Annotated in this window: 22 protein-coding genes and 1 pseudogene; 7 read left to right on the forward strand and 16 right to left on the reverse strand. The window is 70.3% G+C overall.

The annotated features are described in order from the left end of the window. Positions 1 to 141: 141 nt before the first annotated feature. Entirely contained in the window at positions 142 to 411 is a 270-nt protein-coding gene (locus B1205_RS33400) for a hypothetical protein (protein WP_441338498.1), read from the reverse strand. Positions 412 to 454: 43 nt separating this feature from the next. Here B1205_RS33400 and B1205_RS33405 point away from each other — a divergent pair, with 43 nt between their 5' ends. Further along, entirely contained in the window at positions 455 to 673 is a 219-nt protein-coding gene (locus tag B1205_RS33405) for an ACT domain-containing protein (RefSeq protein WP_441338496.1), read from the forward strand. Positions 674 to 925: 252 nt separating this feature from the next. Continuing rightward, a complete protein-coding gene (locus B1205_RS31495) occupies positions 926 to 1,645 on the forward strand; it encodes a hypothetical protein (protein WP_089156005.1) in 720 nt (239 codons plus the stop codon). A gap of 1,965 nt (positions 1,646 to 3,610) precedes the next feature. Here the strand turns inward: B1205_RS31495 and B1205_RS33410 are convergent. From B1205_RS33410 to B1205_RS13885, 3 genes and pseudogenes are all read right to left on the reverse strand, one after another. Then, positions 3,611 to 3,847 (reverse strand): annotated as a pseudogene (locus tag B1205_RS33410) (hypothetical protein); the annotation flags it as partial. A gap of 98 nt (positions 3,848 to 3,945) precedes the next feature. Continuing rightward, positions 3,946 to 4,350 carry a hypothetical protein gene (locus B1205_RS13880; protein ID WP_089156007.1) on the reverse strand — a complete coding sequence of 135 codons (405 nt, stop codon included), beginning with the start codon at positions 4,348 to 4,350 and terminating at the stop codon, positions 3,946 to 3,948. Further along, the gene (locus B1205_RS13885; RefSeq protein ID WP_089156149.1) at positions 4,347 to 4,661 is read right to left on the reverse strand and encodes a hypothetical protein; all 315 of its coding nucleotides are present in this window, start codon (positions 4,659 to 4,661) and stop codon (positions 4,347 to 4,349) included. Before B1205_RS13885 ends, B1205_RS13880 begins: the two co-directional genes overlap by 4 nt. 155 nt (positions 4,662 to 4,816) lie before the next feature. Here B1205_RS13885 and B1205_RS13890 point away from each other — a divergent pair, with 155 nt between their 5' ends. After that, positions 4,817 to 5,680: a PIN domain-containing protein gene (locus B1205_RS13890; RefSeq protein WP_176308593.1), complete on the forward strand. Its 864-nt coding sequence runs from the start codon at positions 4,817 to 4,819 to the stop codon at positions 5,678 to 5,680. A 24-nt stretch (positions 5,681 to 5,704) separates the two neighbouring features. On the opposite strand, the gene B1205_RS13895 is transcribed toward B1205_RS13890, so the two are convergent. The 3 genes from B1205_RS13895 to B1205_RS13905 are packed head-to-tail and all read right to left on the reverse strand — an operon-like array spanning position 5,705 to position 8,620. Next, a complete protein-coding gene (locus B1205_RS13895; protein ID WP_254909932.1) occupies positions 5,705 to 6,748 on the reverse strand; it encodes a hypothetical protein in 1,044 nt (347 codons plus the stop codon). 13 nt (positions 6,749 to 6,761) lie between these two features. After that, the gene (locus B1205_RS13900; RefSeq protein ID WP_089156009.1) at positions 6,762 to 8,264 is read right to left on the reverse strand and encodes a relaxase/mobilization nuclease domain-containing protein; all 1,503 of its coding nucleotides are present in this window, start codon (positions 8,262 to 8,264) and stop codon (positions 6,762 to 6,764) included. Next, positions 8,261 to 8,620: a hypothetical protein gene (locus B1205_RS13905; RefSeq protein ID WP_254909933.1), complete on the reverse strand. Its 360-nt coding sequence runs from the start codon at positions 8,618 to 8,620 to the stop codon at positions 8,261 to 8,263. Before B1205_RS13905 ends, B1205_RS13900 begins: the two co-directional genes overlap by 4 nt. Positions 8,621 to 9,116: 496 nt before the next feature. On the opposite strand from B1205_RS13905, the gene B1205_RS13910 reads away from it, so the two are divergent. Then, positions 9,117 to 9,446 (forward strand): hypothetical protein, encoded by a 330-nt coding sequence (locus tag B1205_RS13910; protein WP_089156011.1) that lies wholly within the window; start codon positions 9,117 to 9,119, stop codon positions 9,444 to 9,446. A gap of 74 nt (positions 9,447 to 9,520) precedes the next feature. Here B1205_RS13910 and B1205_RS13915 read toward each other — a convergent pair whose 3' ends face one another. Beyond that, positions 9,521 to 10,591, reverse strand: a complete 1,071-nt coding sequence (locus B1205_RS13915; protein WP_176308594.1) for a M23 family metallopeptidase — start codon at positions 10,589 to 10,591, stop codon at positions 9,521 to 9,523. 911 nt (positions 10,592 to 11,502) lie between these two features. On the opposite strand from B1205_RS13915, the gene B1205_RS13925 reads away from it, so the two are divergent. Then, positions 11,503 to 11,985, forward strand: coding sequence for a DUF4913 domain-containing protein (locus tag B1205_RS13925; protein WP_089156013.1), 483 nt, complete (start codon positions 11,503 to 11,505; stop codon positions 11,983 to 11,985). Positions 11,986 to 12,526: 541 nt separating this feature from the next. Here B1205_RS13925 and B1205_RS13930 read toward each other — a convergent pair. Further along, positions 12,527 to 14,167: a hypothetical protein gene (locus B1205_RS13930; protein ID WP_140158041.1), complete on the reverse strand. Its 1,641-nt coding sequence runs from the start codon at positions 14,165 to 14,167 to the stop codon at positions 12,527 to 12,529. A 624-nt stretch (positions 14,168 to 14,791) separates the two neighbouring features. Here B1205_RS13930 and B1205_RS29710 point away from each other — a divergent pair. Beyond that, positions 14,792 to 16,063: a hypothetical protein gene (locus B1205_RS29710; RefSeq protein ID WP_089156151.1), complete on the forward strand. Its 1,272-nt coding sequence runs from the start codon at positions 14,792 to 14,794 to the stop codon at positions 16,061 to 16,063. Positions 16,064 to 16,686: 623 nt separating this feature from the next. Here the strand turns inward: B1205_RS29710 and B1205_RS13945 are convergent. From B1205_RS13945 to B1205_RS13970, 5 genes are all read right to left on the reverse strand, one after another. Beyond that, a complete protein-coding gene (locus B1205_RS13945; protein ID WP_089156016.1) occupies positions 16,687 to 17,595 on the reverse strand; it encodes a tyrosine-type recombinase/integrase in 909 nt (302 codons plus the stop codon). 200 nt (positions 17,596 to 17,795) lie between these two features. Further along, complete coding sequence (locus B1205_RS13950; protein ID WP_089156017.1) at positions 17,796 to 18,392, reverse strand: helix-turn-helix domain-containing protein; 597 nt, start codon at positions 18,390 to 18,392, stop codon at positions 17,796 to 17,798. Then, positions 18,392 to 18,583, reverse strand: a complete 192-nt coding sequence (locus B1205_RS13955) for a hypothetical protein (RefSeq protein ID WP_089156018.1) — start codon at positions 18,581 to 18,583, stop codon at positions 18,392 to 18,394. Before B1205_RS13955 ends, B1205_RS13950 begins: the two co-directional genes overlap by 1 nt. A 1,300-nt stretch (positions 18,584 to 19,883) precedes the next feature. Next, positions 19,884 to 20,180, reverse strand: coding sequence for a hypothetical protein (locus tag B1205_RS13965; RefSeq protein ID WP_089156019.1), 297 nt, complete (start codon positions 20,178 to 20,180; stop codon positions 19,884 to 19,886). A 26-nt stretch (positions 20,181 to 20,206) separates the two neighbouring features. Further along, the gene (locus B1205_RS13970; protein WP_089156020.1) at positions 20,207 to 20,623 is read right to left on the reverse strand and encodes a hypothetical protein; all 417 of its coding nucleotides are present in this window, start codon (positions 20,621 to 20,623) and stop codon (positions 20,207 to 20,209) included. On the opposite strand from B1205_RS13970, the gene B1205_RS33415 reads away from it, so the two are divergent. Then, entirely contained in the window at positions 20,622 to 20,735 is a 114-nt protein-coding gene (locus tag B1205_RS33415; protein WP_441338491.1) for an SHOCT domain-containing protein, read from the forward strand. The genes B1205_RS13970 and B1205_RS33415 overlap by 2 nt on opposite strands. Before the next feature lie 876 nt (positions 20,736 to 21,611). Here the strand turns inward: B1205_RS33415 and B1205_RS29715 are convergent. Together B1205_RS29715 and B1205_RS31500 are read right to left on the reverse strand one after the other, a co-directional pair. Then, on the reverse strand, positions 21,612 to 21,752 hold the full coding sequence (locus tag B1205_RS29715; protein ID WP_176308595.1) for a hypothetical protein: 141 nt from the start codon (positions 21,750 to 21,752) through the stop codon (positions 21,612 to 21,614). A 110-nt stretch (positions 21,753 to 21,862) separates the two neighbouring features. Next, on the reverse strand, positions 21,863 to 22,057 hold the full coding sequence (locus tag B1205_RS31500; protein ID WP_089156022.1) for a hypothetical protein: 195 nt from the start codon (positions 22,055 to 22,057) through the stop codon (positions 21,863 to 21,865). Between the last annotated feature and the right edge of the window lie 1,027 nt (positions 22,058 to 23,084).

Below are 23,084 nucleotides of genomic sequence, written 5' to 3' on the forward strand. Positions count from 1 at the left end.
GGCAGGGCATGCCGTTGCAGCGGATGCTCACCTCGGACGCGCTGATGGCGATCGCCCGGGACCTGCACCTCGCGGACGTGGCCTCGCTCTACGCGGNGGTCAGGTCTCCGCGCAGTCGGTGGTGCAGAAGCTGATGGCCTCCTACGGGGGCAAGGAGGGCGCGGCGGAGGACATCGCCGAGACCGCCGTCGCCACCGAGTTGCCGCAAGACCGGGCATCGAGCAGCGACCCGGGTGTAGTCGTCCGCGGGGTCAGTGACGTGTCCATCAGGTTGGCGCGCTGCTGCACGCCGGTGCCGCCGGACTCGGTGTTCGGTTTCGTCACCCGCTCCGGCGGGGTCACCGTGCACCGCGACAACTGCGCCAACGCCGAGAAGCTCAAGGCCCAGCCCGAGCGACTTCGCAACGTCACCTGGAAACTCACCTCCTCGTCAAGCTTCCTGGTCGCCATCCAGGTGGAGGCCCTCGATCGGCGCGGGCTGCTTGTCGACACCGCGCGGGTCCTCTTCGACGAGCAGGTCAACGTCCTCTCCGCTACCGTCACCACCACCCCCGACCGAGTGGTGGTGAGCCGCTTCAGCTTTGCGATCGCCGATCCGAAGCATCTGGGGCACCTGCTGGCCGCAGTCCGCAGGATCGACGGCGTCTTCGACGCTTACCGGACAACCGGATAGTTGAGCTGACTGGTGCCGGACTGAGGGCACGGCGATCCTGCCCTCGTTCACCAGCGGATCGACGGTGTTTGTTGCCACGATGCAAGACGTGGCATCTGTAAACCGAGACGCCCGCCATCTCGCCCCTTGCTTGCGAACCGATCGACGCACACGGCTCGCCGGCGTGCTCAAGGCCTTCGCCGACCCGGCCTGCCGGATCGTTGCCTCTGCGCCATCAGCCAGGGACTTTGCGGCGAGCCCGGTCGCCGACCCGTGCACCGTTTCCAGCCGCTGCTGGACGTCGATCGTCGTGCCGGTCCGCTCGCGCTGCTCGCCGCGGAAGGTCAGCCGTACGCCGTAGAGGATCTCCAGCAGGCGGCGCAGCTGATCGACCGTGGCGGCGATCTCCGGGTCGTCGAGATCGAGGTCGGCGTGGTCCAGCGCGTACGGCGACAGGCCGGCCGACAGCGCGGTGAGCTCCCGGTGGTGGGTGCGCAGCAGCTCTGGGTCGACCGTAGTCGACGGGACGGGGCCGTCGAGCGCGTCCGACTCGGCAGGCGGGACGTTGAGGGCCCGATGGGCACGCCATTCCTTCAGCAGGTCGCTCGCCTGGCCGTAGAGGAACTTGACGCCTTCGGCGGCCGCCACGCCGCCCAGGACGGCAAGAGAGAACGGCTCCATGGTCAGCTCACCGAGGGCGTTGGGCACGGGCCGACAGTGAAGCCGGCGTGGGTGCCCCCGGTGCAGCGGCAGCGGCGCCCGACAGCTAGTGCGGCTCGTTTCCACCTCATGCAGTTACCTCCCCGTGACGAACCATGCCAGATGATCGACGCATGTCAAGAAGTGGGGAGTTCGGTGCTGTCCCGCAGCAGCTCCATAGCGGTGCGCCTCCACGGCGCGAGCCGGATGGAGATCGTGTGGCCCGGCGGGTATCGGGTGAGGTGCGGCCATGACGTCGCCGGGCCATACGGCGTAACTGCGGATAGTGCCTAGGCCCGTATCGGTGCTTACCCTTGGTAAGGGCACCGCTCGCCAGGCTCGCCCACGCCGCCCGCCTACCGCTCTCCCGCACAGCTGCGCCACGCCGGCACCGCCTTCAGCGCCACGTTCGCTGCCGCTATGACCCCCGCCATCGCGCAGCTCGACGACCCCGCTGGCGAGGTCCGCCTCGCCGACCTCCACGGCGATCAGGCGTTCCGCCAGGGCCTGACCAACCTGGTCTGGACAAGCTCACCGTCCGAAGAGAAGATCCGCAGCGTTCCGCTGGCACGCGACCCGTCGACGCGGCTGCGGTCGTCGCCACCGCGTTCGCGCCCACCCGAAGAGCATCACCGGCGGCACCCATCTCTCCCGCTCCCGTAACCACCCATCTGGTCGTCCACCACGACCAAGCCCACGCGCCCGAGCGGTGAGCCGCACGGACACGACATGGCCGTGATGGATCCGCCGGAGCAGCTCCAGCTACACGGCAGGGCGGGTACCCGAAGGCACCCGCCCTGCGTCTTTACTGCTCAGAGCTACAGCGCAAGCTGTCCATAGCCCAACACCACGAGTACGACGATGATGATCTGGATCATCACCGCCCGAGGCACGCGCACGGAAAACATCAGCTCCGTCACCTGGCTATCACCTCCAATCTGACACGCGCAGCGGCGACCATTGCTAGCTCGCCCCCGGGTCCGGCCTGGCCGCCGTTCCTAGGGTCGGGGTAAACCCACCCGAGCTGACGATGATGATACGCGACCACTCGAATCTGGCAAAGTCGGTGCGCGGGGGGTGCGCGTTAGGGGCGACACCGAGCCCTCCCTCAACTTCGCTCGTTTCTTACGGTCCTTTTTCCACGTTCGATCGCGCACCCCGCTGTCCGAGCTGGGGAACTCACGAGCGATTAACTGCCTCAAGTTGTTCATCCGGTCTTGCTGTGGGAGCCGTCACACTCCGGACGCCCCGAACGCGGAACTTGCTACAGAGGTGCAGGTCAAGAAAGTCTTAAGGTCCGAGCCGTGTGGTATAGTCCCCCGCCCTCCCGCGCAAACTGGAGTCCACGGTCAAGCAGAAATGCCCAATTACTCAATGTGGATTTACAAAAGGCGCCTTACTGGCCGACCGAAGAAGAGTACAAGCGCGCCANCCGCCGCAGTTAACAATGAAGGCTAGTGGCATCCGCCGATGCGGCGACATTCACCGGCTTGTCAATGCGGTTTGCCAAGATAAATCGACTGCAGGGACAAGTGCGCTTGTTCAAGTAAGTCTGACTTGCTAGTAGAACACTTTGTGTGTCAGACTGAGACGGTCAGGTCGCGGCCCCGCATGGCTCGTGACCTGCGGGTAGAGCTTCCCAACGGTCTGTCACACGCAGCGGCGACCAATGGGTGCAGCCCCTCCGACTGGCCTCGGGGGGGCTGCGGTTTTTTGGGCGCCGAGCCGATCCTCAGCGATGTTCGGACGTTCGTGCGAGAGGTCTAGCAGTACACCCGTCCGCCTGGTGACACGCTCCGTTACCTACGGGCAGCGTTGGTCATTTTCCGAGACCCAGCCCTTGCACCGACGAGTGTCAAGCCACGTTTTCGCACGCTCTTGCTGCCCGTATCCTCTGGTCGGCCTGTGTCAGGTGCCCGACTGTCCACACCGTCAAGCGGTCCGAGGCAGGGCTCTAACTGCACTGGAAACTTCACCCGGAGGTGTCCGGCCGGCCGGTCGACACGGGAGCCCAGTTCTGCGTCCCGGGCCTCGGCCGGACCGGGCCCGGCCTTCTCTCGCTAGGCCGCTCCGCAGGTACGCCGCTCGACCTCCCAGATGTAGACCTGGTGCGTCGAATCGGCCGGCGGCGGTCATCTTCAGCGGCGGCCGCCAGGGGACATCAGGGCGGCGCAGGAGAGCCGGGACTGGTCCGATGCGGTAGTCGCCCCCCGACGACGAAGGTGAGTATGTCCGCCCGGTATCCGAGCAACATCCCTCGCCGGGTGACGGCGGACGCGCAGGCCCGCGGCGCGAAGCCGCGGCGATCCTGCGGGAGATCGCCCATCGGGGCCGGGTGGTGCGGCGCAGGTGCAGCCGGAACCCGGCCAGACCGGCGTACTGCTCGGAGATGGCCGAGAGCAACGCCTCGCGTTCCGCGTCCGGGTGGAACGCCCAGTGCACCTCGGGCAGCCAGTACCAGGCGGTGACCGTGTTCGGGGTGAAGGTGAGGTGACCGAGCGCCCCGCCGCTGAGTAGGCGATGTCAGACGCTGAGCACCCTCCGGTGAAAGAGAAAGTGCCTGCGTGACGCCGGTCTTCGGGCCGGCGCCCTGGTCACTGATTTGGCATGTAGTTGATCGCCAGGCCCTCGCCGTAGCGATGACCCTCCCCTGTCAGAATCTGCGCCCCGTGCTCCAGCGACGCCAGCACCGTCGTGGCCAGGTCGACCCGACTGGTCACTCCAAGCCAGTACGACAGCTCCAACCAGTCCTCGCCCCATGTGGGCAGCACCACGCAGGCATCCATCGCCAGCAGTGCGTGGAGGTCTTGCCGGTCCTTCGAATCGGTCACCAGCTTGATGGCCTCGGCTGCGGTAACGGCGGTGACGCCGAAGCGCTGCCGGTCGGTGATGACCTCGCCTACTGGCTCGACGGCGTGGATCGACCCCGCCACGTACGCCAGCAGCGCCGAGCGATCCAGCACGAGCGTGACCGGCGGCAGCTCGTCCTCGGGGCTCACGCCGCCGACGCCGACTGGTCCCCGCCGGCCTGCTCCTGCTCCAGGTGCTGACGGACCCGCTCGCGGACCGCCGCGAACCGCTCCGCGGGCCACTCGGCCTGCACCGCGTACCGGCGCGCGCGGGCGGCGGCCATGCCCTCCGAGGTCAGCGCCACCCCGCGGCGAGCCTGCTCGTCACGGAACTGCTCCCACGCCCGCTGGGCGCGCACGGCCCCGGTCACGTAGGCGCTCGCCTTGCCCGGGCCCTGCTGCTCCAGGGTCTCGGCTACATCCTGCGGGACAGAGATCGACAGCTTCTTCACGCTGGTCATACCGATCAGCATACTTCGGTAGCACCCTCATGGTGCCGGCAACGGGGATCAAGTTCGCAGCTCCCGCCCTGCGTCGAGGGCGAAGATCCGGAACAACCAGGGCGTCGGGAGCCAACCGCGGTGGCCACGGGTGCAGGGCCGTGTTGAATGGCGGGATGCTCGTCAACCCCTTGCCCGGCACCGAGCGCGCGGTGCTCGACTCCGCCCTCGACTACTTGCTCAACAGGCTGCGCAACGCCCTCGGGGGCGGCGGGACAGTGGCCATCGAGCGGGCATTCGCGTACATCGAGTGGGTGCACGAGGCGCGTCGGCGGCTCTACAACCTGATCCGGCCCGCCGAGCTGGAGCAGCTACTCGGGCTGCGCAGCTACGAGACCATCCTCGCGGCCACCGTCCCGTTCGGGAACTTGACAGGCGAGCGGGTCCTCAACGGCCTGATCTCCACCGAACTCACCGAACGGGTCACCGCCTTCGAGCAGGCCATCCGCAACCTCAAGGAGCGCGTCGACCAGCTCTACCGCGCCGGCATCCTGGTCGTGCTCGACACCAACGTCTATCTGCACTACCCGCAGGAACTGCACGAGATCGACCTTCGGCAGGACCTCGGGCTGCGCGAAGAACCGATCCACATCCTGGTGCCGATGGCCGTCGTCGACGAGCTGGACGGCAAGAAGCAGCACCAGAACAAGGACACACGGCGACGAGCCCGGATGGTCACGGCCAAGATCGAGCAGGTGATCCGGGACGGCGGCCGGCTCCGCGAGCAGGACTACTCACCACTGGGCAGCGGTGGCATCCCGCGTGGCCAGATCACCCTGGACGTCGTCTACGATCCGCCAGGGCACACCCGACTGTCGATCACCGACGACGAGATCGTCGACCGCGCCGCGACCCTCCAAACCCTGGCTGGCCGCCGCGTCCGCCTGCTCACCTACGACACCGGCATGGCCATGCGAGGACGCAACGCCGACCTGACTGTGCACAAGCTCCAACACGCCAGGACCGACGACAGGAAGTAGCCGGGCACCGCGCCCGCCCGCCCTCTACCGGCCCGGCGCCTCGACGGTCACACCCGCCGCAGAAGACCGCGGCGATGCCGATGGCGCCTCAGCCGGCCGGCCCGCCAACGAGGCGTCGGTGACAGCGACCGAGGTCGACTGGGGGAACGCCTGGGCCGCGAGCTTTGCCGCGTGCACATCACGATCGCCAGACCCGGCAGACGCCTGGCCGGCCTCGGGGCGGTCACCGCGACCGTCCTTGCCCCTGCCACCGCCCGTCTCCCGCCACTCACCGTCAAGGGTGGCGGCGGGACGATCCCCGTCGCCCTGGACGGTGCCGTCGGCCCGTACCGTTCCAGCGCCTTGCTCGGCGGCGTAGTCGTCAACCACCCGGAACGCGTACGCGGCGGGCGTGTGGGCCCGGTCGACGAAGGCGGGGACTTGCCGCAGCAGGTCGCGCACGTCGTGCCCGTCGCGCTCCAGTTGGTCGAGCTTGTAGGCCAGCACCGGCCACGCCGCCGAGCCGATGACCCGCTCCGCGCGATCGGCGGACCATACCGCCCGCACGTGCGCCGCCATCGCCTCCTGACGCTCCTGGGCGGTGCGGCGCCGCTCGCCGGCGTCATCGGGCCGCGCCTCCGCCGGCCGGTCGCCGTCGCCCACGACGGCGCGGTCGAGCTGGTCAGACAGCCACGCCTCGTCCCCCGGCCGGGCACCGCTCTGCGGGTCGACGCGGACGCCGCGTTCAGCGAGCCGCACCACGATGACCCGCTGGGCGGCCTGGGCACGCGGATCGACGGCCGCCCACTCGGCGCTGGCCCGCCAGGCCCGCGCGATGTCCTCGGCCGACGCCCGCCGCCACCACGATGGCCGGGTCGCCGGCCGCCACACGGTCGCGCCGGCCTGCTGGGCCGCGCGCACCTGGGCGCGGATGCGACGAGCCTGTTCCTCGCCGGCCCGGGCGGCGCGTTGCAACTGAGCGATGCGGATCTCGATGGCCGTCTGCGCCAGTTGCCCGGCGGCCTGAATCGCGGCGGTGACCGCCGCGGCGGCCCGCTGGTGGATCTCGGCCATCTCGTTCTCGGCCACTAGCTCGTCCTCCTCAACGCTGCGAATCGCGCTCGACCGTGGGGTCGACGCGGGCCCGGACCGGACCGGGCACGGTTTGGACCGGCCGCTGCGGCGGCCCGCCCTGGGTCGACACATGCACCTGGTCGGCAAGCGGGGCGCCGGACTGAAGCAGGGGCATCAGGTGCGCGGCGGCAGCAGCAGCGGCACCGGCAGCGTGGGCCTGTTGCTGCGCGGCACGCAGCTCGGCCAGCGCCACAACCAGCCGGGCCGCCTGGACGACCACGGCGAGCAGGACGGCCGCCTCACCACCGTCGCGGGCGTGCCCGGCCACCAGCAGCGCGTCCGCGACGCGGCCCAGTTCCCGGGCCACCGACGACGCCGACGCCGGCGCGCGACGCGGCGGCGCCGCCGCGCGGGCCAGAGCGTCAGCGGCCCGGCTCATCGGACCCCGCCCCGATGGTTCGGTGGCCGACGCCACCCGTGCCAGCAGCTCGGCGCTGGCCCGCGCCACCGCCGGCCACTGCGGCGAGTCCGGAGCCATCCCGGCCAGCCGGCCACTGATCGCCTCCAGCGCGGCGGCAGACGATCGCCACACCGCCATCCGATCCTCGCCGCGCAGGTTCGATTCCGTGGAATCGGCCGCCTTCCACTGGCCGGCCGAGGGCCGATCGGCCTTGGGCCACCGCTTGCGGACCTGGGGCAGGCTGAGGTCGCCATCCAGGCTGCGCCCGGCGTACCAGATCGGCGTGCCCGCCCCGGCCGGCCGCAGCGCGACGGCGTACCCGACCACCTGGGTCGGGTCCTTCGTCGAGGTCCGCGGGGCGACCAGCAGCCCCGCGCCCTTCATCCGCGCGACCCACTCGGCTTCGCTGTCGGCCCCGGCCAGGGCCGCCCGGACCTGGCGGCGCAGCAGTTCCCGGTCCGGGGCCTGGCCGCTGCGCCGGGCCCTGTCGACCTCCGGCCGGTTCAGCTCCGGCCGCTTCGTCGCCCCCGCCCGGCCGGGCGTCCACTTACCCAGCCCGAACTCGTCCTCCAGGAGGTCGGCGACCTGCTGGCTGCGCCGCTTGTCCTGCCGCAGCCACACCGGCGCCCCATCCTCGGTGGCGAGGGTGACGACCAGGTGCACGTGGTCATTGCCCTTGGCCGACAGGCCGTGCCGCACCGCGATCCACCGGCACCCGGCCCGCTCCGCGTCGCCAGTGAAGCCCATCTCGGCCACGAACCGACCCGCGATCCGCGACGAGGTCGCGTCGTCGAGCTGCCCCTCCTGCGCGGGCAGACTCAGCGAGCACTGCCACACGTACTGCCGCACCCCGCGCTCGCCGGCGGCGATCTGCGGCGCGTCCAGCCGGGCCGCCAGGTCCTCCAGTGACCACCCGCCACCGTCGCGGTCGCGGCGTTCGGGGGCCAGCAGCGTCGCGTCGTCGTATCCCGCGACGAGGTGCGGGTCGACGTGTTCCTCCGCCTTCCCCGGCCCCCACAGGTACTCCAGCAGACCACGTACCCGGCTGCCGTAGGTCACCTTCGGGATCATCGGCGGCCCGTTTGCGCGGCGGCGATCGCGGTCACCAGCTCGTCGGCGCGTGCCGCGACCCGGGCGAGGTACGCCGCCGCCGCAGCCAGGTCCCCGCCCGGATCGCCGGTGGAGTGCAGCCGCGCTACGGCCTGGTTCAGGTTGTGCGCCGCACCCCGCACCTGCCGGTGCACGCCCATCAGCTCGACCAGCAAGGGTCCCGTCTCCGCAGCGCCGTCCGGACCGGCCGGGGCGGGCACGAGCGGCACCGATCCGACCTCCGCTAGGTACGCCGACGTGGCCATCCGGGCCGCTGCCGCGTTCGCCTCGACCGCCGTCATCTCCGCCTCGGACAGCCGCACGGTCACCCGATGCACGCGCCGATCGTCATCGTTGTGAGCACGCCGCCGGCGCTGGCTCGCACCGAAGCGGACCACCCCGGCCTGGGCCGGATCAGCCACGTTGACCACCCTCCCGGCGGACGCCGCCCGCCGCGTATCGGTCGGCCGCAACGCGGCCCGTCTGACCAAAAGTCAGACTTTTACTCCAACTTGCTCCGACAACGGAGGCTGGTCGTGTGCCGGCGATGCGAGCGCGCTTCGGCGCAGAAAGCGCCGGGCGGCGCGTGTCAGGTACCCACCCCGTGGGGTGCGGAGACGATAGCCGGCCGCCGCCCCGCGTCAAGCGCGCGATGCGTCGCTGCGCGATGGGCCTGCGGCCCACCCTTGACCCTGGTCGACGTCCTCGGCTGACGCGAAAGGCGCCCCCACCGGCCGGGGGGAGGGGTGGAAAACCGGTACCCCGCACATCGATCTTGGCCGCTAAGCTCGGCGTCCACAGCCACCACAAGCCAGTCATCCGGGGGAGGACGTCGTGGCCGAACAGAGCGCCAAGGCCGTACGCAGCGAGACCGAGAAGGCGGCGCTGCAACTGCTGCGCGAGCGCGCCAACCTGGTCGGTGAGGCGGCCACCGCGCGGCATGAACGTGACCAGCTCGCCGGGGCCCTGCGCGAGGCCAACGCCCGGTACGGCGAGCGGTACGCGGCGGCTGTGCAGGGCGGATGGACCGAAGAGGAGCTGGCCCGACTCGGCCTGGACGCCCCGCCGCAGCCCGGGCCCACCCGACGCCGTCGCGCACCACGACCCGCCGCGCCCTCCGCCCCCGATGAGCAGGTCACCGTGACGGCGGCTGACCAGCCGTAGCGAGGGCAGCCGCACGGTCACGACGGCGTTCTTCTGCGCTACGGCCAGGACGGCCGCCGTAGCGTGAGCCCGGCTCACGAGCTGGGNAGCGGTCCTGGCGGGACGTTGAGGTGAACCTCGAAGTGCAGGTGCGGGCCGGAGCTGCCGCCGGAGCTGCCCACGAACCCGATGACCGCGCCGGCCGTGACCTGCTGTCCGATGGCCACCTCGGGGCGCTGGATCATGTGGCAGTAGCGGGTCACGACGTTGCCCGGGTGGCGGATGTCGACGTACCGGCCGCAGCCCCGCGAGCTGCTGTTACCGTCCCGGTCGCACGTGGTGTACCAGTCGCACTTGACCTGCTCCACCACCCCGGCCGCCGCCGCGCGGATCGGCTTGCCCCGGATGTCGGCCGTCGACAGGTCCGCGCCGGCGTGCAGTCGGCCTCCTCGCGGACCGAACGGGCTGACGATCCCCGCGCGGATGGGTTGTACCCAGCCGCCCGGGCCGACCGGCACCGGACCCAGGTCGTCGGCGCCGCAGGGCGCCGTCGGCGCCCCGCCGCCGATGTCGTCGATGTTTGGCAGACCGAGGACCTTCGCCGCGAGCTGCTCCGCGTCGCCCTCCCACTTCTGGTGCGCCTCCGGCAGACCGGAGCGCTGCACGGCCTGCGCCGCGTCGGTCACCCGCATCTGCTGCCAGCCGTCGACGCGCAGCAACGCCTCGTAGAACTTGCCCGCCGCGTAGCTGGGCGTCATCCGCTGCCGCACACTGCCCCAACCCGGCCGCTGCTGGAACAGCCCCACCGAGTCGTGATCGCGGCCCACGCCCTCATGCGGCAGGGTCAGCGACTCCGGCACCTGGGCGTTGGCCAGGTTCCGCAGGGTCGACTCCTGCATCGCGGTCGCTAGGGCGATGACGTAGCCGCGGGCCGGCACCTGCCGCTGCCGGCCGACCGACACGATCACTGCGGCGTTCGTCGTCTCGGTGCTACCCCACGACCCGGCGCCGGGCACCGGTGAGTCGGGCGGCGACGGCAGCTCGCACGCCGCCGCCTCCGCCTGCGCCTGGCCGAGCATCAGCAACGGCAGCACGACCATCGCGCCGCACAGCACCGCCACGACCGTCAGCACCGCCACCACGAGCGTGACCGAGCGGCGGTTCATCGGCTGGCTGCCCGGCGGAAGTCGTTGTCGGTGACGCGCCACCGGCCGCCCACGCCGGCGAGCCGGATCGTGAGGGTGCCGGCGTCGGTGGGCACCTCGAACACCGCACGACTGTCTCGGGGGGGGTCTGCGTGGCGCTCGGACGTCCCGTTACCCGGCTGGCCGGCACGAGGGCCGGGTCGACGGTGCGCAGCGACCGGGCGAAGTCCTCATCGCAGTAGGCCGCCACCGTCGGCCACCACCGGGAAGCGGATAGGTCCGACCGTGCCCAGGCCGCCGCGAACCCTGCCGCCACCGGCGCCGCCTGAGCCGCCGGTGGCGGCGGCGCATCCGGCGCGTCGTGGTCGTGGTCATCGCGGCCCGGCGGCTCCGCGCTGGGCGCCGTCGACGCGCCGGTGGAAGCCGGGGTCGGGTACGCCGAGGCGCTGTCGGGCGCCGCGGGCGACTGTGCGTCCGGGTCGGCCGCACACGCCGTCAGCGTCAGCGCGACTCCCGCCCCGGCGGCGACGATCCGTACCACCCGGTCGACGCGAGCTGACAGCTTGGCTCTGCGTGCCATTCGACGCCTCCCCCGTGGTGCCTTTCGCGTCCTATCGCGGCAGAGCAAACACCATAGATCCATTTGGAAACACGGTGCTACTGTCTGGTACTCGTCGGTGACCTGAACGCGGGGGAGGCATCGGGTGACGGGTGGTAATGACCCGCGCCGGTCAAGGAAGACCCCAGCGCTCACACGTAGCCGTCCCGGGTCCTCGCCGCAGCTTCCCTACGCCGCGATTCCACCGAATCTCGCGCAGTGGCCGCCCGTGTGGTGGCTCGGCTGCCACGGCGGTGCCGGCGTCAGCACGCTAGCCAGCCTGGTCGGGTTCGGACTGGACTTCGGCCCCCGACGCCCCACCGGAGCCCGTCGTATGACCACCCCCGCCACCGACCTGGCCGCCGAAGCCGTGGCCGACCTCAGCGCGCTGCTCGGCCAGCTCGCCGGCGACCCGCCGCCGCCCGCTCCCGAGCCGCCCGTCAACGAGCAGGCCGCTCCGGAGCCGGTGTACCGCAACGTGGAGGCGTTCGTCCGGGACTACCTCGCCCACGTCGTCGAACGACGCCTCGCCTCCGGACCGGACTCCGGATTGAACTGGTGCCCCCGGTGGTGGTCCCACCCCGAAGCAATCTCCCGCCTGTACGCCCTCTGGCGGGCCTGGGAGACGCTGCGGGTCAGCGACCCCCAAACCGGCATGAGCATCTGGTGGCGCGACCACCTGGACCCGCACCTCGCCGCCCTCACCGCCGAGTACGGACCGTTCAACCGGTGCAACCCGACCAAGCACACCGAACCTCGTCCGCTTCCGATCGAGCTGGCACCGCCGGAGGTGCTTGCTCAGCTCCCCGACGCCTGATTCCGCGGCATCATCGACCGACCCTGGCCGCCCCGGCCACCGGCACGGCTACTGCGACCCAGCAGGGATCAGGGATCACCGGCGGATGGATGGTGGATGGCGGCGCCGCAGTGACACGTCCAGGTGTGATGACCGCTGTGCCTATGCGGCGGCGGCAGGGGCAGGACGTCCAGCTCAGCTTGGTACCGACCGGTGGTGAGCGGGTGCTGGGCCGGTACGGAGGGTCAGTTGGCGACGACGGCCTGGAGTCCGCTTCAGGTCGCGAGCGGACCGCTACCCGATCCCAATCCAGTCCCGAAGTATCGCAACGACGACCTGGACCAAAACCGTCTGTAGGACAGCGCCCACGGCCTGTTCTTTTCGTCGGCTACAGCCGCAAAGGTGCTGGTACTTCGCGGCTTGGCGCTTTCTAGGCATTTTGCATCCTTCGTTCGATTCCATTCCGCTTTTCTGGCGGTGAGGGCGGATCCGCCTCTGGAACCAAGCTCAGCAGCAAGGGGAGCGCCTTCTGTAATTCTGGGTGTCACAAGATCAGGTAAGGTCACTCATCGTCGAATCCGGCGAGAGGGGCACCGGCGCGTACGCCGGGCTGGAAGAAGCCGTCCTTCCACGCCTCGTACATCAGGCCGCCGAGAATCCGGCGGCGGGCCCGAAAGGCGTGTTGGGCGAGCACCATCACGGTTCCAGGCGGCATCGCCGCCGTGGCCCTGCCTGCAAGGGGTCTGCCAGGCCACGTCCAGACCGCCCGTGCGCTCTGGGGCGGATCGATCCCGTAACGACGGCATATCCGGGCGAACATCCGGGCGTTGCCCAGCGCCGCGTCCAAGGCAGCCCGGGCGCCCTGCTGATCGGCGGCGAGCTGGCCGATCACCGCCATCCTCTGCTGCTGGGACATGGCGTACGCCTCCGCGGCCAGCTCGCGATACTGCACCACGTCGATCAGCCCCAGCTCGTACGCCGTCGCGGCGGGCAGCCGCAGGGCAATCGGGACCGAGCAGTCGTCGAGGGTCTCCGCGCCATGTTCCCAGTCCAGCAGCACGGCCTCGATGAAGCCGCTGATGTGCCGGTCGGCGATCCCGCGAGCGCCGGCGATCAGCGGCGCGATCTCCGACACCGGGGTGATGCCGTCAACGAGCGGCCACACCACCCGCCGGCTGCCGACAGGGAAGGCCAGCAGTCGCCCGGCGTCGAGCCACCCGCGATACGGCTCGGGGACCGGGCTCTCCCAGCGTCCAGCGTGCACAGCCCACCAGCCCGCGGGCATCCGGACCCGCCAGCCGGGGGAACGGACATGGTGCCGGGTGGAGCGCTGGTCGGCCACCAGCCAATCCTCGAAATCCTGCATCGCCACCGCCCGCCGGGCTCGCCACACTGCGGACGCGCCCCGGCCCGCCCAGGTGTAGGAGCTGGACCTTCCCAGGTAGTGCGCCCGCACGAACTCATCGGCGTGCCGCAGATCCTGCAGCCGCTCGTGCCAACCGTCCGCGCTCTGCGCGTGCAGCATCCGCTCATTGTCATCGGCGGCCGGGCCCGTCAGCAGTTCCCGCGCCAGCACGGCGGCCGCGTCGAACCGGGCCGGGGAGTGCCACGGCCGGTCTTCCAGAATTTCGTCGACCAGCAGCGCCTCCCGGTGCCGCGCATATTCCTCGGCCTCGCGGGCGCGGTCGGCCTCCGCGTGAACCGCCAGCTCCGGTGCAGTGGTGGTCGCGGCCGCCGCCAGCCGCCACAAGCCGACCGCCGCATCATGCCGCAGCAGCGGCCGCAAACCGCGTAGGAACTCGTCCTCGAACGGCTCCACAACCGCAATCGCGGTCATCACCGCGTCGGTGAGCCGCCGGGCCTGATAGTCCCGGTGCGCCCGCGGGGACTGGCCGGGCAACTGCAACGACACCGCCCGCAGTCGGTCCAGCGTGCCCGCCGGCACCCGCAGCCGCAGCCTCTTCGGTCTCGGCCACTCCCACCGCGCATCGCCGTTCCACCGGGCCACGCCCGGATATCGCAGCACCGTCGAGATGTGCGTCAGCCGCTCCCCGTCTGGCAGGTCTTCCTGCCGCGCGACGTGCGCCAACAGCAGCCGTCGTACCATCTCGTCCCGAGACTGCCCCTCACGCGCAGCAACCGTCATCAGCGCGGCCAGCGCGCACGGGGGCACCAGCACATTACTTTCCTCGCGGTCCGGCACCTCCCCAGCAGAGCACGCCGGAAGCGACAGGTTGTCTCTGGGCGGATGATGTCCCGGCCACGGCGGGTCCATCTTGCCCCACGCATGAACACGTTCGGCAGGAAGACCGGCAGGCCCTTCTCCGGTGAGGTGAGGTTGGCCTGGTCTTCCTCGCCGACATGATCGACCATGGCTCGGCGGCCGGCGCCGGGTGATGATCGACGTCGTCTCAGCCGGTGGACCGGTCAGCGAGGGGCCGGTGGACGGGGACGTCGGATCCACTGGGGCGGCCTGCGGTGCTGGGGCTGGTGACGCGGGGGTTGAGCGGGACGGTTCTTCCTGCCGCCAGCGGGAAGGTAGGGACGCACATGAGGTGCGGTGATGACCGCTGCCGACGCTCGAACCTGGACCGAATACTGCACTCTGTCACCGCCGTCTCGCATGATGTATAGAGAGGCGGGTGCTCCGCGCCGATCAGGCGGCCAGTCCAACCTGCGCGGAGCACCCTGACCGACCAGCCAGTCAGCACTGATCGGTACGGATCACTCTGCCCGGCGCCCGAACTGTCGGAAAAGGGGAGCCGCTGAAGTTCCGACAACATCCCCGTTGCCGGTCCGCCTCTCGTGCCTCAAGGACGACCCGAACATGAGCACCGCTGCTCACCGCCCCCCGACCCGAAACGCTCGCCCGTACGCGGTCGACACCGCCACGATCCGCCGCCGTGCCGCGAGCCCCGACGCCGCCGAGTACATCCTCTATGTCCGCAGCCTCATCAACGACTATGTCGACGGCGGTCAGGCACAGGTCCTGCGAACAGCCCGCACCCGGCGGTTGTCCTTTCCCGGACTCAACCGCCAGAAGCTGTCGGAGAACCTCAACGGCCGCTACCGGCTCGGTCCGAGCTGGGACATCACCGAGCTGATCATCGGGTGCCTCCCCGACAGCTGCGACACCGCCAGCATCCGCGCCTACGCCGCCGGCTGGTACCAGTGCGCCCGTAACCAGCTGCCCCAAGGCTACGACGGGCCGGTCAGCCGGCCACAGGGCAAGCCCGGGCTGCGCAACGTCCCGGAAAGCGAGCCAGCCGTACCGGTGCTGCAACGGAGACTGGCCCGACTCCAGGAGCGTCTCAAGGATGAGACCATGCGGCACGTCGAAAACCTGCGCATGTCGGAGAACAGCCGCAACTACGAGATCCGTCGCGCCAACCAGCTCGAAGCTCGTTTCCACGAGACCCGCGACGAGCTGCTGCGAGTCAAGACCATCGCCGCTGACGTCGCCACCATCCGCGAGGAGTACGCCCGCCAGTGCGTAGCCCTCGAACTCATCGCTACGCCGGTCCTCCGCAACAAGCCAATTGTCGATCTTCCCGAATTGCCCGCCACCCGCCGCCGGATCCGGTTCGGGCACCTGGTGGCCACCATTGATGCGCAGGCCCCACCGGCCCGTCGGGCGCTGGCGCGCTATCTGTGTGCGTACGCCGAGTTCGCGGGCGTCTCCACCACCGAGCTGGCCAGCCGGGCGGACATCGCCGCCAGTGCCGTCTCGGACTTCCTCGCCGGCCGGCTCGTGCCCACCACCTCCGAAGGCATTCGCCTGGCTGCCGTGCTGGACTGTGTGCCGGAGACCCTGCGGATCCTGAGCACGACGGCGAGCAACGACACCGCGCTCGACGAGTGCTTCTGGCGCATCGCCGACGGGATCGTCGACCCGCCGTCTTCGTCCGTAGCGATCGCCGGCGAAGTTGTCGGGTCGGAGTCCGACAACCGTTCAACGCACCCCAACACCGACCCGACAACACCTGCGCTACCCACCCTCACCGGCCGGCTGCGGCAGCTCGCCGACGCCTATCGGGAGGGTTTGATCAGCGACAGTGAGTACGCCGAGCAACGCGCCCGCATCCTCGGCGAGCTGTAGATCCAACAGGCATCTCGTGGCTGGATAGCACGTGACTCGGCAGGTCAAACGGACCAGAGCCCACTGGGCGCTGTACCCAACCCGGGCTGAAAGTGGTCAACCCGAGGTCCACGACTTCTCAGAAAATCCGTAGACCTTCGGTTGACCGGCGTTGCGATGACACGTCGAGCTCGACGTGTCGTACCGTCGTGTCCTGTGGCGCCATTCTTTTGCGCCGCGTAACAGACGGGGCGGGAAGCTCAGCCTCCCGCCCCNCGACTAAAACTGACCGTCGCCAACTGTCCCAGCACTGCGAGGGCCTTCGCCGTCACGGCGAGGCCCTCGCGCTGTTGATGGGCCGCCACCAGGGCGACCAAGTCCAGCGCTGGCCCCGCGAATCGCCAGGCCCGCACCAGGTGCGGATCTGACCGCGTCGGCTCCTGCTCCTGCTCCTTCACTGATTCCTCCACTTCCGGGCGGCCGGATGGTCCGGAGCACCCCGGGTCGGCTCCGGTTTCGGAGTGGGCCCGGTCAGTGGAGGCTGTTCAGTTGCAGCAGTGCGAGGACTCACGGTACGGATCGCGGTGACCATCTTGGAGGAAGGCGCGCCGAGGCGTGGCCTTGCATCTGCCGCCGGATCTGGGTCAGTCGAAGATGCGCTCGATGACGGCGGCTTGTTCGGCGGCGCCGGCGCGGAAGTAGCGGGCGGTGGTGTCGAGGGAGGCGTGGCCGAGCAGAGCCTGGACCTGGGCTGGGTCGGCGCCGCCTTGCCGCAACCGGGTGGCATAGGTATGGCGCAGCCGGTGGGGGCGTAGGCCGGGTAGGCCGGCGTCGACGCCGACAGCGAGGACGACCTGGGTGATGCCGGAGGTGGTGAGTCGGCCGCGCTGGCCGCTCCACAGCGGTCCGGGCTCGGCGCCGCGGTGACGTGTCCAGGCGGTGAGTCGGTCGCGGGCGGGTGCCGGGACCGGGACCTGGCGGACCTCGTCGCCCTTGCCGTGCAGCCGGATGGTGCCGGTGCGGGCGGTGATCGCGAGGTCGTCGACGTCGAGGCGGGCGCATTCCTCTGCTCGGGCGCCGGTGTAGAGCAGGGTGGCGATGATGCCGGCGTCGCGGACGCCGCGCCGGTCGGCGGCGCGCTCGACGGCGCCCTGCTGTTTGGCGGTGAGCGCCTCGGGCTCGCCGGGGCGTGGCACGCGGGCGCGCTTGACCTTCAGCCGGATACCGGCGCCGACTTCGTAGAGCAGGTCGGTGGCGGCGAGGGCTTGGTTGACGGTGGACGGGCTGGCCTTGGTGGTGATGAGGTGCCGGCGCCAGGCGGTGACGGCGGCTTCGGCGCCGACCTGGTCGACGAAGGCGTCCGGGTGCTCGCCGGCGTGCTGGGCGAGCCAGGTGGCGTAGGCGCTGACGCGGGCCCGGTACGCCTTGGTGGTGTTGGCGGCCAGGGCGCACCGGTCGAGGTGGCGGTGCAGTGCCGCGAGAGCTCGCTCGACCGCCGCGGTCGGGTCGTCGGGACGCAGCGGAATGACCTTGGCGGTCGCGGATCGGGCCACTGTGGTCCACCGTCCTTCTTATCCGCTGAGTGTCGGCCCGACTTTCGGCCACGACTGAACCACGTTATCCGCTGAGACCGTGATGCCACTCAGCGGATAAGGAAGCTTATCCGCTGACGGGCAGAGCGCCATGGCGGCTAGCGGATGCCGGCCCCTCGACCAACAGGGGCCGGCAGCCACGCGGTGGCTGTTCCGACCAGCTATTGCACCGGACGCAGCGGCGTGACCGAGCCGCCCTGCCAACCGGCGTCGGGCGCCATGTGCCACTCGATGTGACGCTTCGGGTTGGTCACCCAGGAGCCGCACGCCGGGCACTCGAAGCCGCTCGGGGCGCCGGGTGGGCCAGTCTGCGGGCCAGCGTTGTCGGGCTTCTGCTCGGTCTTGCGGCTAGCGGCCGCCCACAACGGCACCCAGACGGACGTGAAAGTGCGAGTTTCCACGTCCATGTGCTCGGCGAGCCGGTCGAGCAGCTCACGACTGGGTGCCAGGTGGCCGTTGAACACCCGAGAAAGCATCGACTCGGAGTAGCCGACGTCACGCGCCAGCCTGGCCAGCTTCGGTTTGCCGGCGGTGACGCGAGCCGCGGTGAGCACCTCGCTCAACTGCTGGCGGGCGATTTCCGGGTCCAGTACGTCCTCGGTGGCCGCAGCTGCCATGAGCTGAACCTTTTCCACGCCGCCATTAAAGACATAGACGGTGGAGTCACGGCCCACGACGTCGTCAGCGCCGTACTCCCATCCGCGCCGACTGGAGGCCTGGCGGGCACTGCGCCTCGGGCCGGGCATGGCCGCCTTCATCAGGCTCGTCCCGGGCCGTCAACCAGCCGCAACAGCGTGGCGAGGTCCTCGCCGCTAGAACGGTTTCCGTCGACCACCCGATCGATCACCATGCCGGCGGCGATCCCGATCACCGCAACAAGGCCGGCGGCCTCGAGCACGTTCAGGTGCTCGACGCCGGTCAGCCAGGTGAAAAAGACCAGGACGATCACGAGGACGACCGTGCGGNCATTGCCATGTGCCCCTCCCGATACTGGACAGCGCTGGACTGTGTGGACAGTGCGGAAGGGGCTCTCCGGCCCCAACGAGGAAACCGGGTGGCGTGAGCTGTCTTCCGCGCCGACCATGGTTGCGGATCACCACCACGTCACGCCACATCGACAGGACAGCCGACAGGATGGCGTGTGAAAGTTCGGCGCAGGCTTAATGACGTACCGGCCGGTCCGCCGATGGCGGTGTCGGCCGAGGCTCGGACACGACGAAGGGGCCCGCCATCNGTTACTGTCTCCGGTCCGGTCCAGCGCTATCCAGACGGCCTCGGGGCTAGCCGCCTATTCTGGCGGCTCTTACACCGGCGTCCCGCGGCTTCACGCCCGTCGATGCGCCCGTGTACGACTCTCAGTAGAGCAGTCGGCCCGACTTGCCGTCGAGACGGCGCTGCACTTTCATGCAAGCTCGCCGCTGCAGGAAGCAGCATCCCCGCCGGTGAGGGCACACTCGGGCCACCGAGTGACTGGTGCGGGTTTCGGCAAGATTCGGAAAGAACTCAGAACCGGAAAGCCAACCCCTCAGCTACGCCCTGACTCGCGGCGGGCTCACGGTGCCAGGTGCTCAGCGTCCTGCAGAACCAGCCCTGGACCGTGCGCGCCTCCCACGCGCCGCCGCAGCGACGGGCCAGCGCCGTCCGGTCCGACGCTGACACGCCGCCAGTCGGAAATGATCGGCCGGGCCGCGCCGTTCTCACGCCCTGGCCGTTCAGCCACCGGCGGTGATGTGCTCGCACACCCGGCGGGGCCGGTAGCCGCCCGGGGTGTCGGCGCCAACGGTGTCCCAGAACGCCGGCGAGCCGTCGATGTGCCCCCCGAGCGTGTGCCAGGCGTAGCCGGGGTTTTCCCTGCGCAGCGCCGCGAGCCGGCGGCGGCCAGGCCGCGACGGCGGTAGGCCGGCAGGGTATGCGGCTGCTCGACCCAGCCGATCCGGCACCGGCGACATAGCTGGTAGTCGACCTCGAACACGAATTCGTCGCGTACGGAAGCGTCATCTGGGTCGTGGGCGCGTAGGTTCGCCGCGCGCATCCGCCAGCCGATCCGCTCGTTCGAGACGGTGTCCTGCCACGGCGTGGCCAGCCGGGGCACGACCGGCCAGCCGGACCGGCGCGGCCAGCGGCCTCCGGTCAACCGCAGGAGCAGCTCGCGCCAAGGCTCACGCCCGGATACCCGGCCCAGCATCGCGGTACTGGCAACCAGGTCCCGGATCTCAGCGTCACGCGGGCCGGCCTCGGCCATCGGCTGCTTAGTCCTCGCCGGCGTCGGCTTGCGCCTGCCCGGCCTGCTCGACCAGCGCGTTGGTCAGGTCCCGCAGCCCCGCCACGGCGTTCCAGTCCGGTCTCACCGCTGGGTCCAGGCCGCGGGCCTTGGCGTCCTCCCAGATCCGGTCGACGTACTCGTACAGCGCCTGCCGGGCCTGCACCTGCGCTGCCCGGCCAGCGGCGTCAAGCGCAGCCAGGCCCGCCGCGTCGTGCTCGACGAAGGCGTCGATCAGCTCGATCGCCATGCCCTGGTGGTCCAGCTCGTCGTCCACATCGACCATGCCGGCAACCCTATGGCATCAGGTCGTCACGCGAGTGCGCGCGATTGCAAGAGCAGCATCGGGAGTAGCCGCCGTTGTCGAGCCGGGCAGCTCGGCGTCAGCGCCGCGATCCGGACTCCTACCCCCGCCCGCCTTAGCGTGAGGGTTGCCCGGATATGGCTGGTGCCGATCGGGTCGATCGCGCGTAGGTTCACCGGCACGTCGAGCACCAGCAGGTGCGCGCGTTCGTTCTCACCCCGGCCGGGCCAGATCAGGCCGCGTACCGCATTATCGCCCTGGTCCTCGTCGACACCAGGCTCCGGTGCCCCCAGCAGCCGCGCGGCGACCTCGGCCGGGAAGGGGCCTCCTTGCCACTCGATCTCCCAGGTCCGTCCGCCGGCGCCGGGCCACCAGTCGAGGTGGGAGGCGCCGTTGAGCGCCCCGGTCTCGCGCAGAGCCGACATGACTAACCCCATCGCCGAACGGCTGCGCCAGCTCGCCGCGATCTACCGCGACGGCCTGATCAGCGACAGCGAGTACGCCGAACAACGCGAGCGCATCCTCGGCGAGCTGTAGATCACGCTCTATCCATGTCAGGCCTTCGCCGCGGGNCGGGCGGCCATCCGAGCCCCGTGGACCGACCGGCCCCAGTAGTTGGCGGGGCAGGGGCGGCGTGGCCACTTTCCTCGGGCGCTAGGGATGTCGGTAAGAGCAGGCGGTCGTCTCCGACCTTCTGCCGACACTCGACCGGGACGATCCCGGTCATCTACGGACGGGTATCGACCACCCGCCTGTCGCAGAGCTCGTGCCCGAAGTCGATGCGTGGGGCCANTCAGATCGAGTCGACGGGAAGCATCCTGCGCGGGCATATCCGCCAACTGCTCAACCACGTCCGCCAAGGCCAGATCCTTGACCAGCTCGGCACCGCGCTGCACGGTAACCGCCCTGATCCGAGTGCCCACGGGGACCCTCGCCGCCGGCACGGCAACGCGACTCACCGCCGTGTCCGGACGATCAAGGAGCCCTTGCCGGTCAAGTTCGACGCGCGACCACGCTTCGCGCCAGGGGTGGATGTCAGCCTCGTCGAGGCCGAGAGCCCGCAGCACTGTCAGCAACACGGGTAGCCTCGGCAGGCCGCGCTTCCCGCTCAGCGCGTCATGAGCAGTGGAGTGAGGCAAGGGCTGAAGCTTCTTGACCTTCGCCCGGCTTTGGAGCTCCCGCACCGACGGGTTGCCGCGGTGGACGCGCAGCACTCGCAACTCGCGGGCCAATTCCGCTACCGTGGTGACGGATGCCGGGTTCGGCGCCCCAACACCGGGCGCTTCACTCATCGATAGAGCCCTTCAGTCCCATCCGAGCACGTCCGACGCTGTCCGACGGCGTCCGACAGCGCCGCGCTGTCCGACAGTGTAGGGCCTCTGACCGACTCGTTCCGGGCTCGTCCGTAGCCCTTCACCAGCGGACCATCGATGGCCTTTGCTCGATGTGCGGCCCGCGCTCCTGCGGCTCGCCGGTGAACGCCGAGACAGCAACCGGAAGCGGCACACGATGGATCTGCTCGACCCCGACCTCCTCCTGCGTGACCTCCTGCACGGCGGGATCCGCGCCGTGGCGACTACGTTGTTCACCCGGCTGCTCGCCGGACGTAAGCCTTCGACCACGGTCACGGACAGCACCTCCGGCCGCGACGCCCCGGGAGGCAATCAGGCCCGCAGCGCGCCGCCTCGTTCCTGACCGGTGCCGGCGGCGAACGGCTGAGCGAGGCGCCGCAACCGGTGAGGCCAGTCGCCGAGACCGAGCGGCGACGGCCGACCGCCGGCGGCGAGGATGAAGGCCGGCACCCGGTCGAGGCGCTGCCCACCGTGGTCAGAGCGGCGGGTGGTCCGGGCGCCGAGCATTTACCTGCGCCGGCCCCGGATCACGGCGGGTCTCGCCTGCGATCACACCCCGGTCTCGGTCACGCCGTACCGTCGCGGCGCTCGTCGTCATAGGCGGCGATTTGATCGCGCAGTTGGGCTAGGCGCCGGGCGGCGTGGGCCAGCCGGCGGCCCTCGATCTCAATCTGGTCGCGCGTCTGGGTGATTTCAGGCCGCGTACCGCGTACTCGCCCTGGTCTTCATCGACGCAGGGCTCCGGCGCCCCCAGCAGCCGCCCGGCGACCCGAACCGGACCGGGGGTCAGGTACGTCCTGACCCCCGTTGGGTCCTGCCGGTGAACCGGAGGGTGCCTGGACCGCCGAACGGATCCGCGGCTGATCGGAGCCGATGGCTGATCGCGGAGGCTGCCCGCTGTGTCAGAGAACGCACGGGATCGCCGCGCTACCGTTACAACCCGGGTTTCCGCACGTCGCGGGGGGCGGGCCGTATCGCAACGGACGGAAATTTGGAAGGCAGGAGGCCGTCGTGGCTACTCGCATACCGCTGGTTATGCAACACTGCGGGGGCTGCGACACGTCGCACAAGAATCACGCAACACGAAGAACGCCCCGCCCTCTGGCCGTCGAACCTCGAGGAGCGGAGCGCCTTCGACCGGTCATGTAGCCCCGCTATGCGGGGCTACATCCCTTTCCAGGCCCGGTAGGCGGTCACCGCCTTCACGGCGACCTCCAGCAGGAGGCGCACCGCGGTGGCGACCGTCTCCCACCGCCACCGACGGGTGGGGCGGGGAGCCTTCGGAGCGCACCGGCAGGGCTGCCGGCGAACCCGGGGCGATCGGTTCGACATGACGTGCCTTCCCTCTCCCGGGGGTCTCGGAGTCGTACCCGGGATCCCGCACTAGGGGGTGCGACCCGGAGTCCGGCCCGAGGATCTGGGAGTGGACGTCACATCGGAGGCTCACTCTACTGGTCGCCTACTCCAAAGAGGCGGCTCCCTGTTACGGACGCCGTGCCCGTCCTCTCCTATGCGGACGTTTGCCCAGCTCGCA

This window comes from Micromonospora sp. NBS 11-29 (genome assembly GCF_002140155.1).
Classification (GTDB): Bacteria; Actinomycetota; Actinomycetes; order Mycobacteriales; family Micromonosporaceae; genus Micromonospora.

Excerpts from the sequence above, each read along its gene's own strand:
- B1205_RS13885 (WP_089156149.1), bottom strand. The coding sequence starts at position 4,661 with ATGACCAGCGTGAAGAAGCTGTCGATCTCTGTCCCGCAGGATGTAGCC.
- B1205_RS13890 (WP_176308593.1), top strand. The coding sequence starts at position 4,817 with ATGCTCGTCAACCCCTTGCCCGGCACCGAGCGCGCGGTGCTCGACTCC.
- B1205_RS13900 (WP_089156009.1), bottom strand. The coding sequence starts at position 8,264 with ATGATCCCGAAGGTGACCTACGGCAGCCGGGTACGTGGTCTGCTGGAG.
- B1205_RS13925 (WP_089156013.1), top strand. The coding sequence starts at position 11,503 with ATGACCACCCCCGCCACCGACCTGGCCGCCGAAGCCGTGGCCGACCTC.
- B1205_RS29710 (WP_089156151.1), top strand. The coding sequence starts at position 14,792 with ATGAGCACCGCTGCTCACCGCCCCCCGACCCGAAACGCTCGCCCGTAC.
- B1205_RS13950 (WP_089156017.1), bottom strand. The coding sequence starts at position 18,392 with ATGAAGGCGGCCATGCCCGGCCCGAGGCGCAGTGCCCGCCAGGCCTCC.
- B1205_RS13965 (WP_089156019.1), bottom strand. The coding sequence starts at position 20,180 with ATGGTCGATGTGGACGACGAGCTGGACCACCAGGGCATGGCGATCGAG.
- B1205_RS33415 (WP_441338491.1), top strand. The coding sequence starts at position 20,622 with ATGACTAACCCCATCGCCGAACGGCTGCGCCAGCTCGCCGCGATCTAC.
- B1205_RS13970 (WP_089156020.1), bottom strand. The coding sequence starts at position 20,623 with ATGTCGGCTCTGCGCGAGACCGGGGCGCTCAACGGCGCCTCCCACCTC.
- B1205_RS31500 (WP_089156022.1), bottom strand. The coding sequence starts at position 22,057 with ATGCTCGGCGCCCGGACCACCCGCCGCTCTGACCACGGTGGGCAGCGC.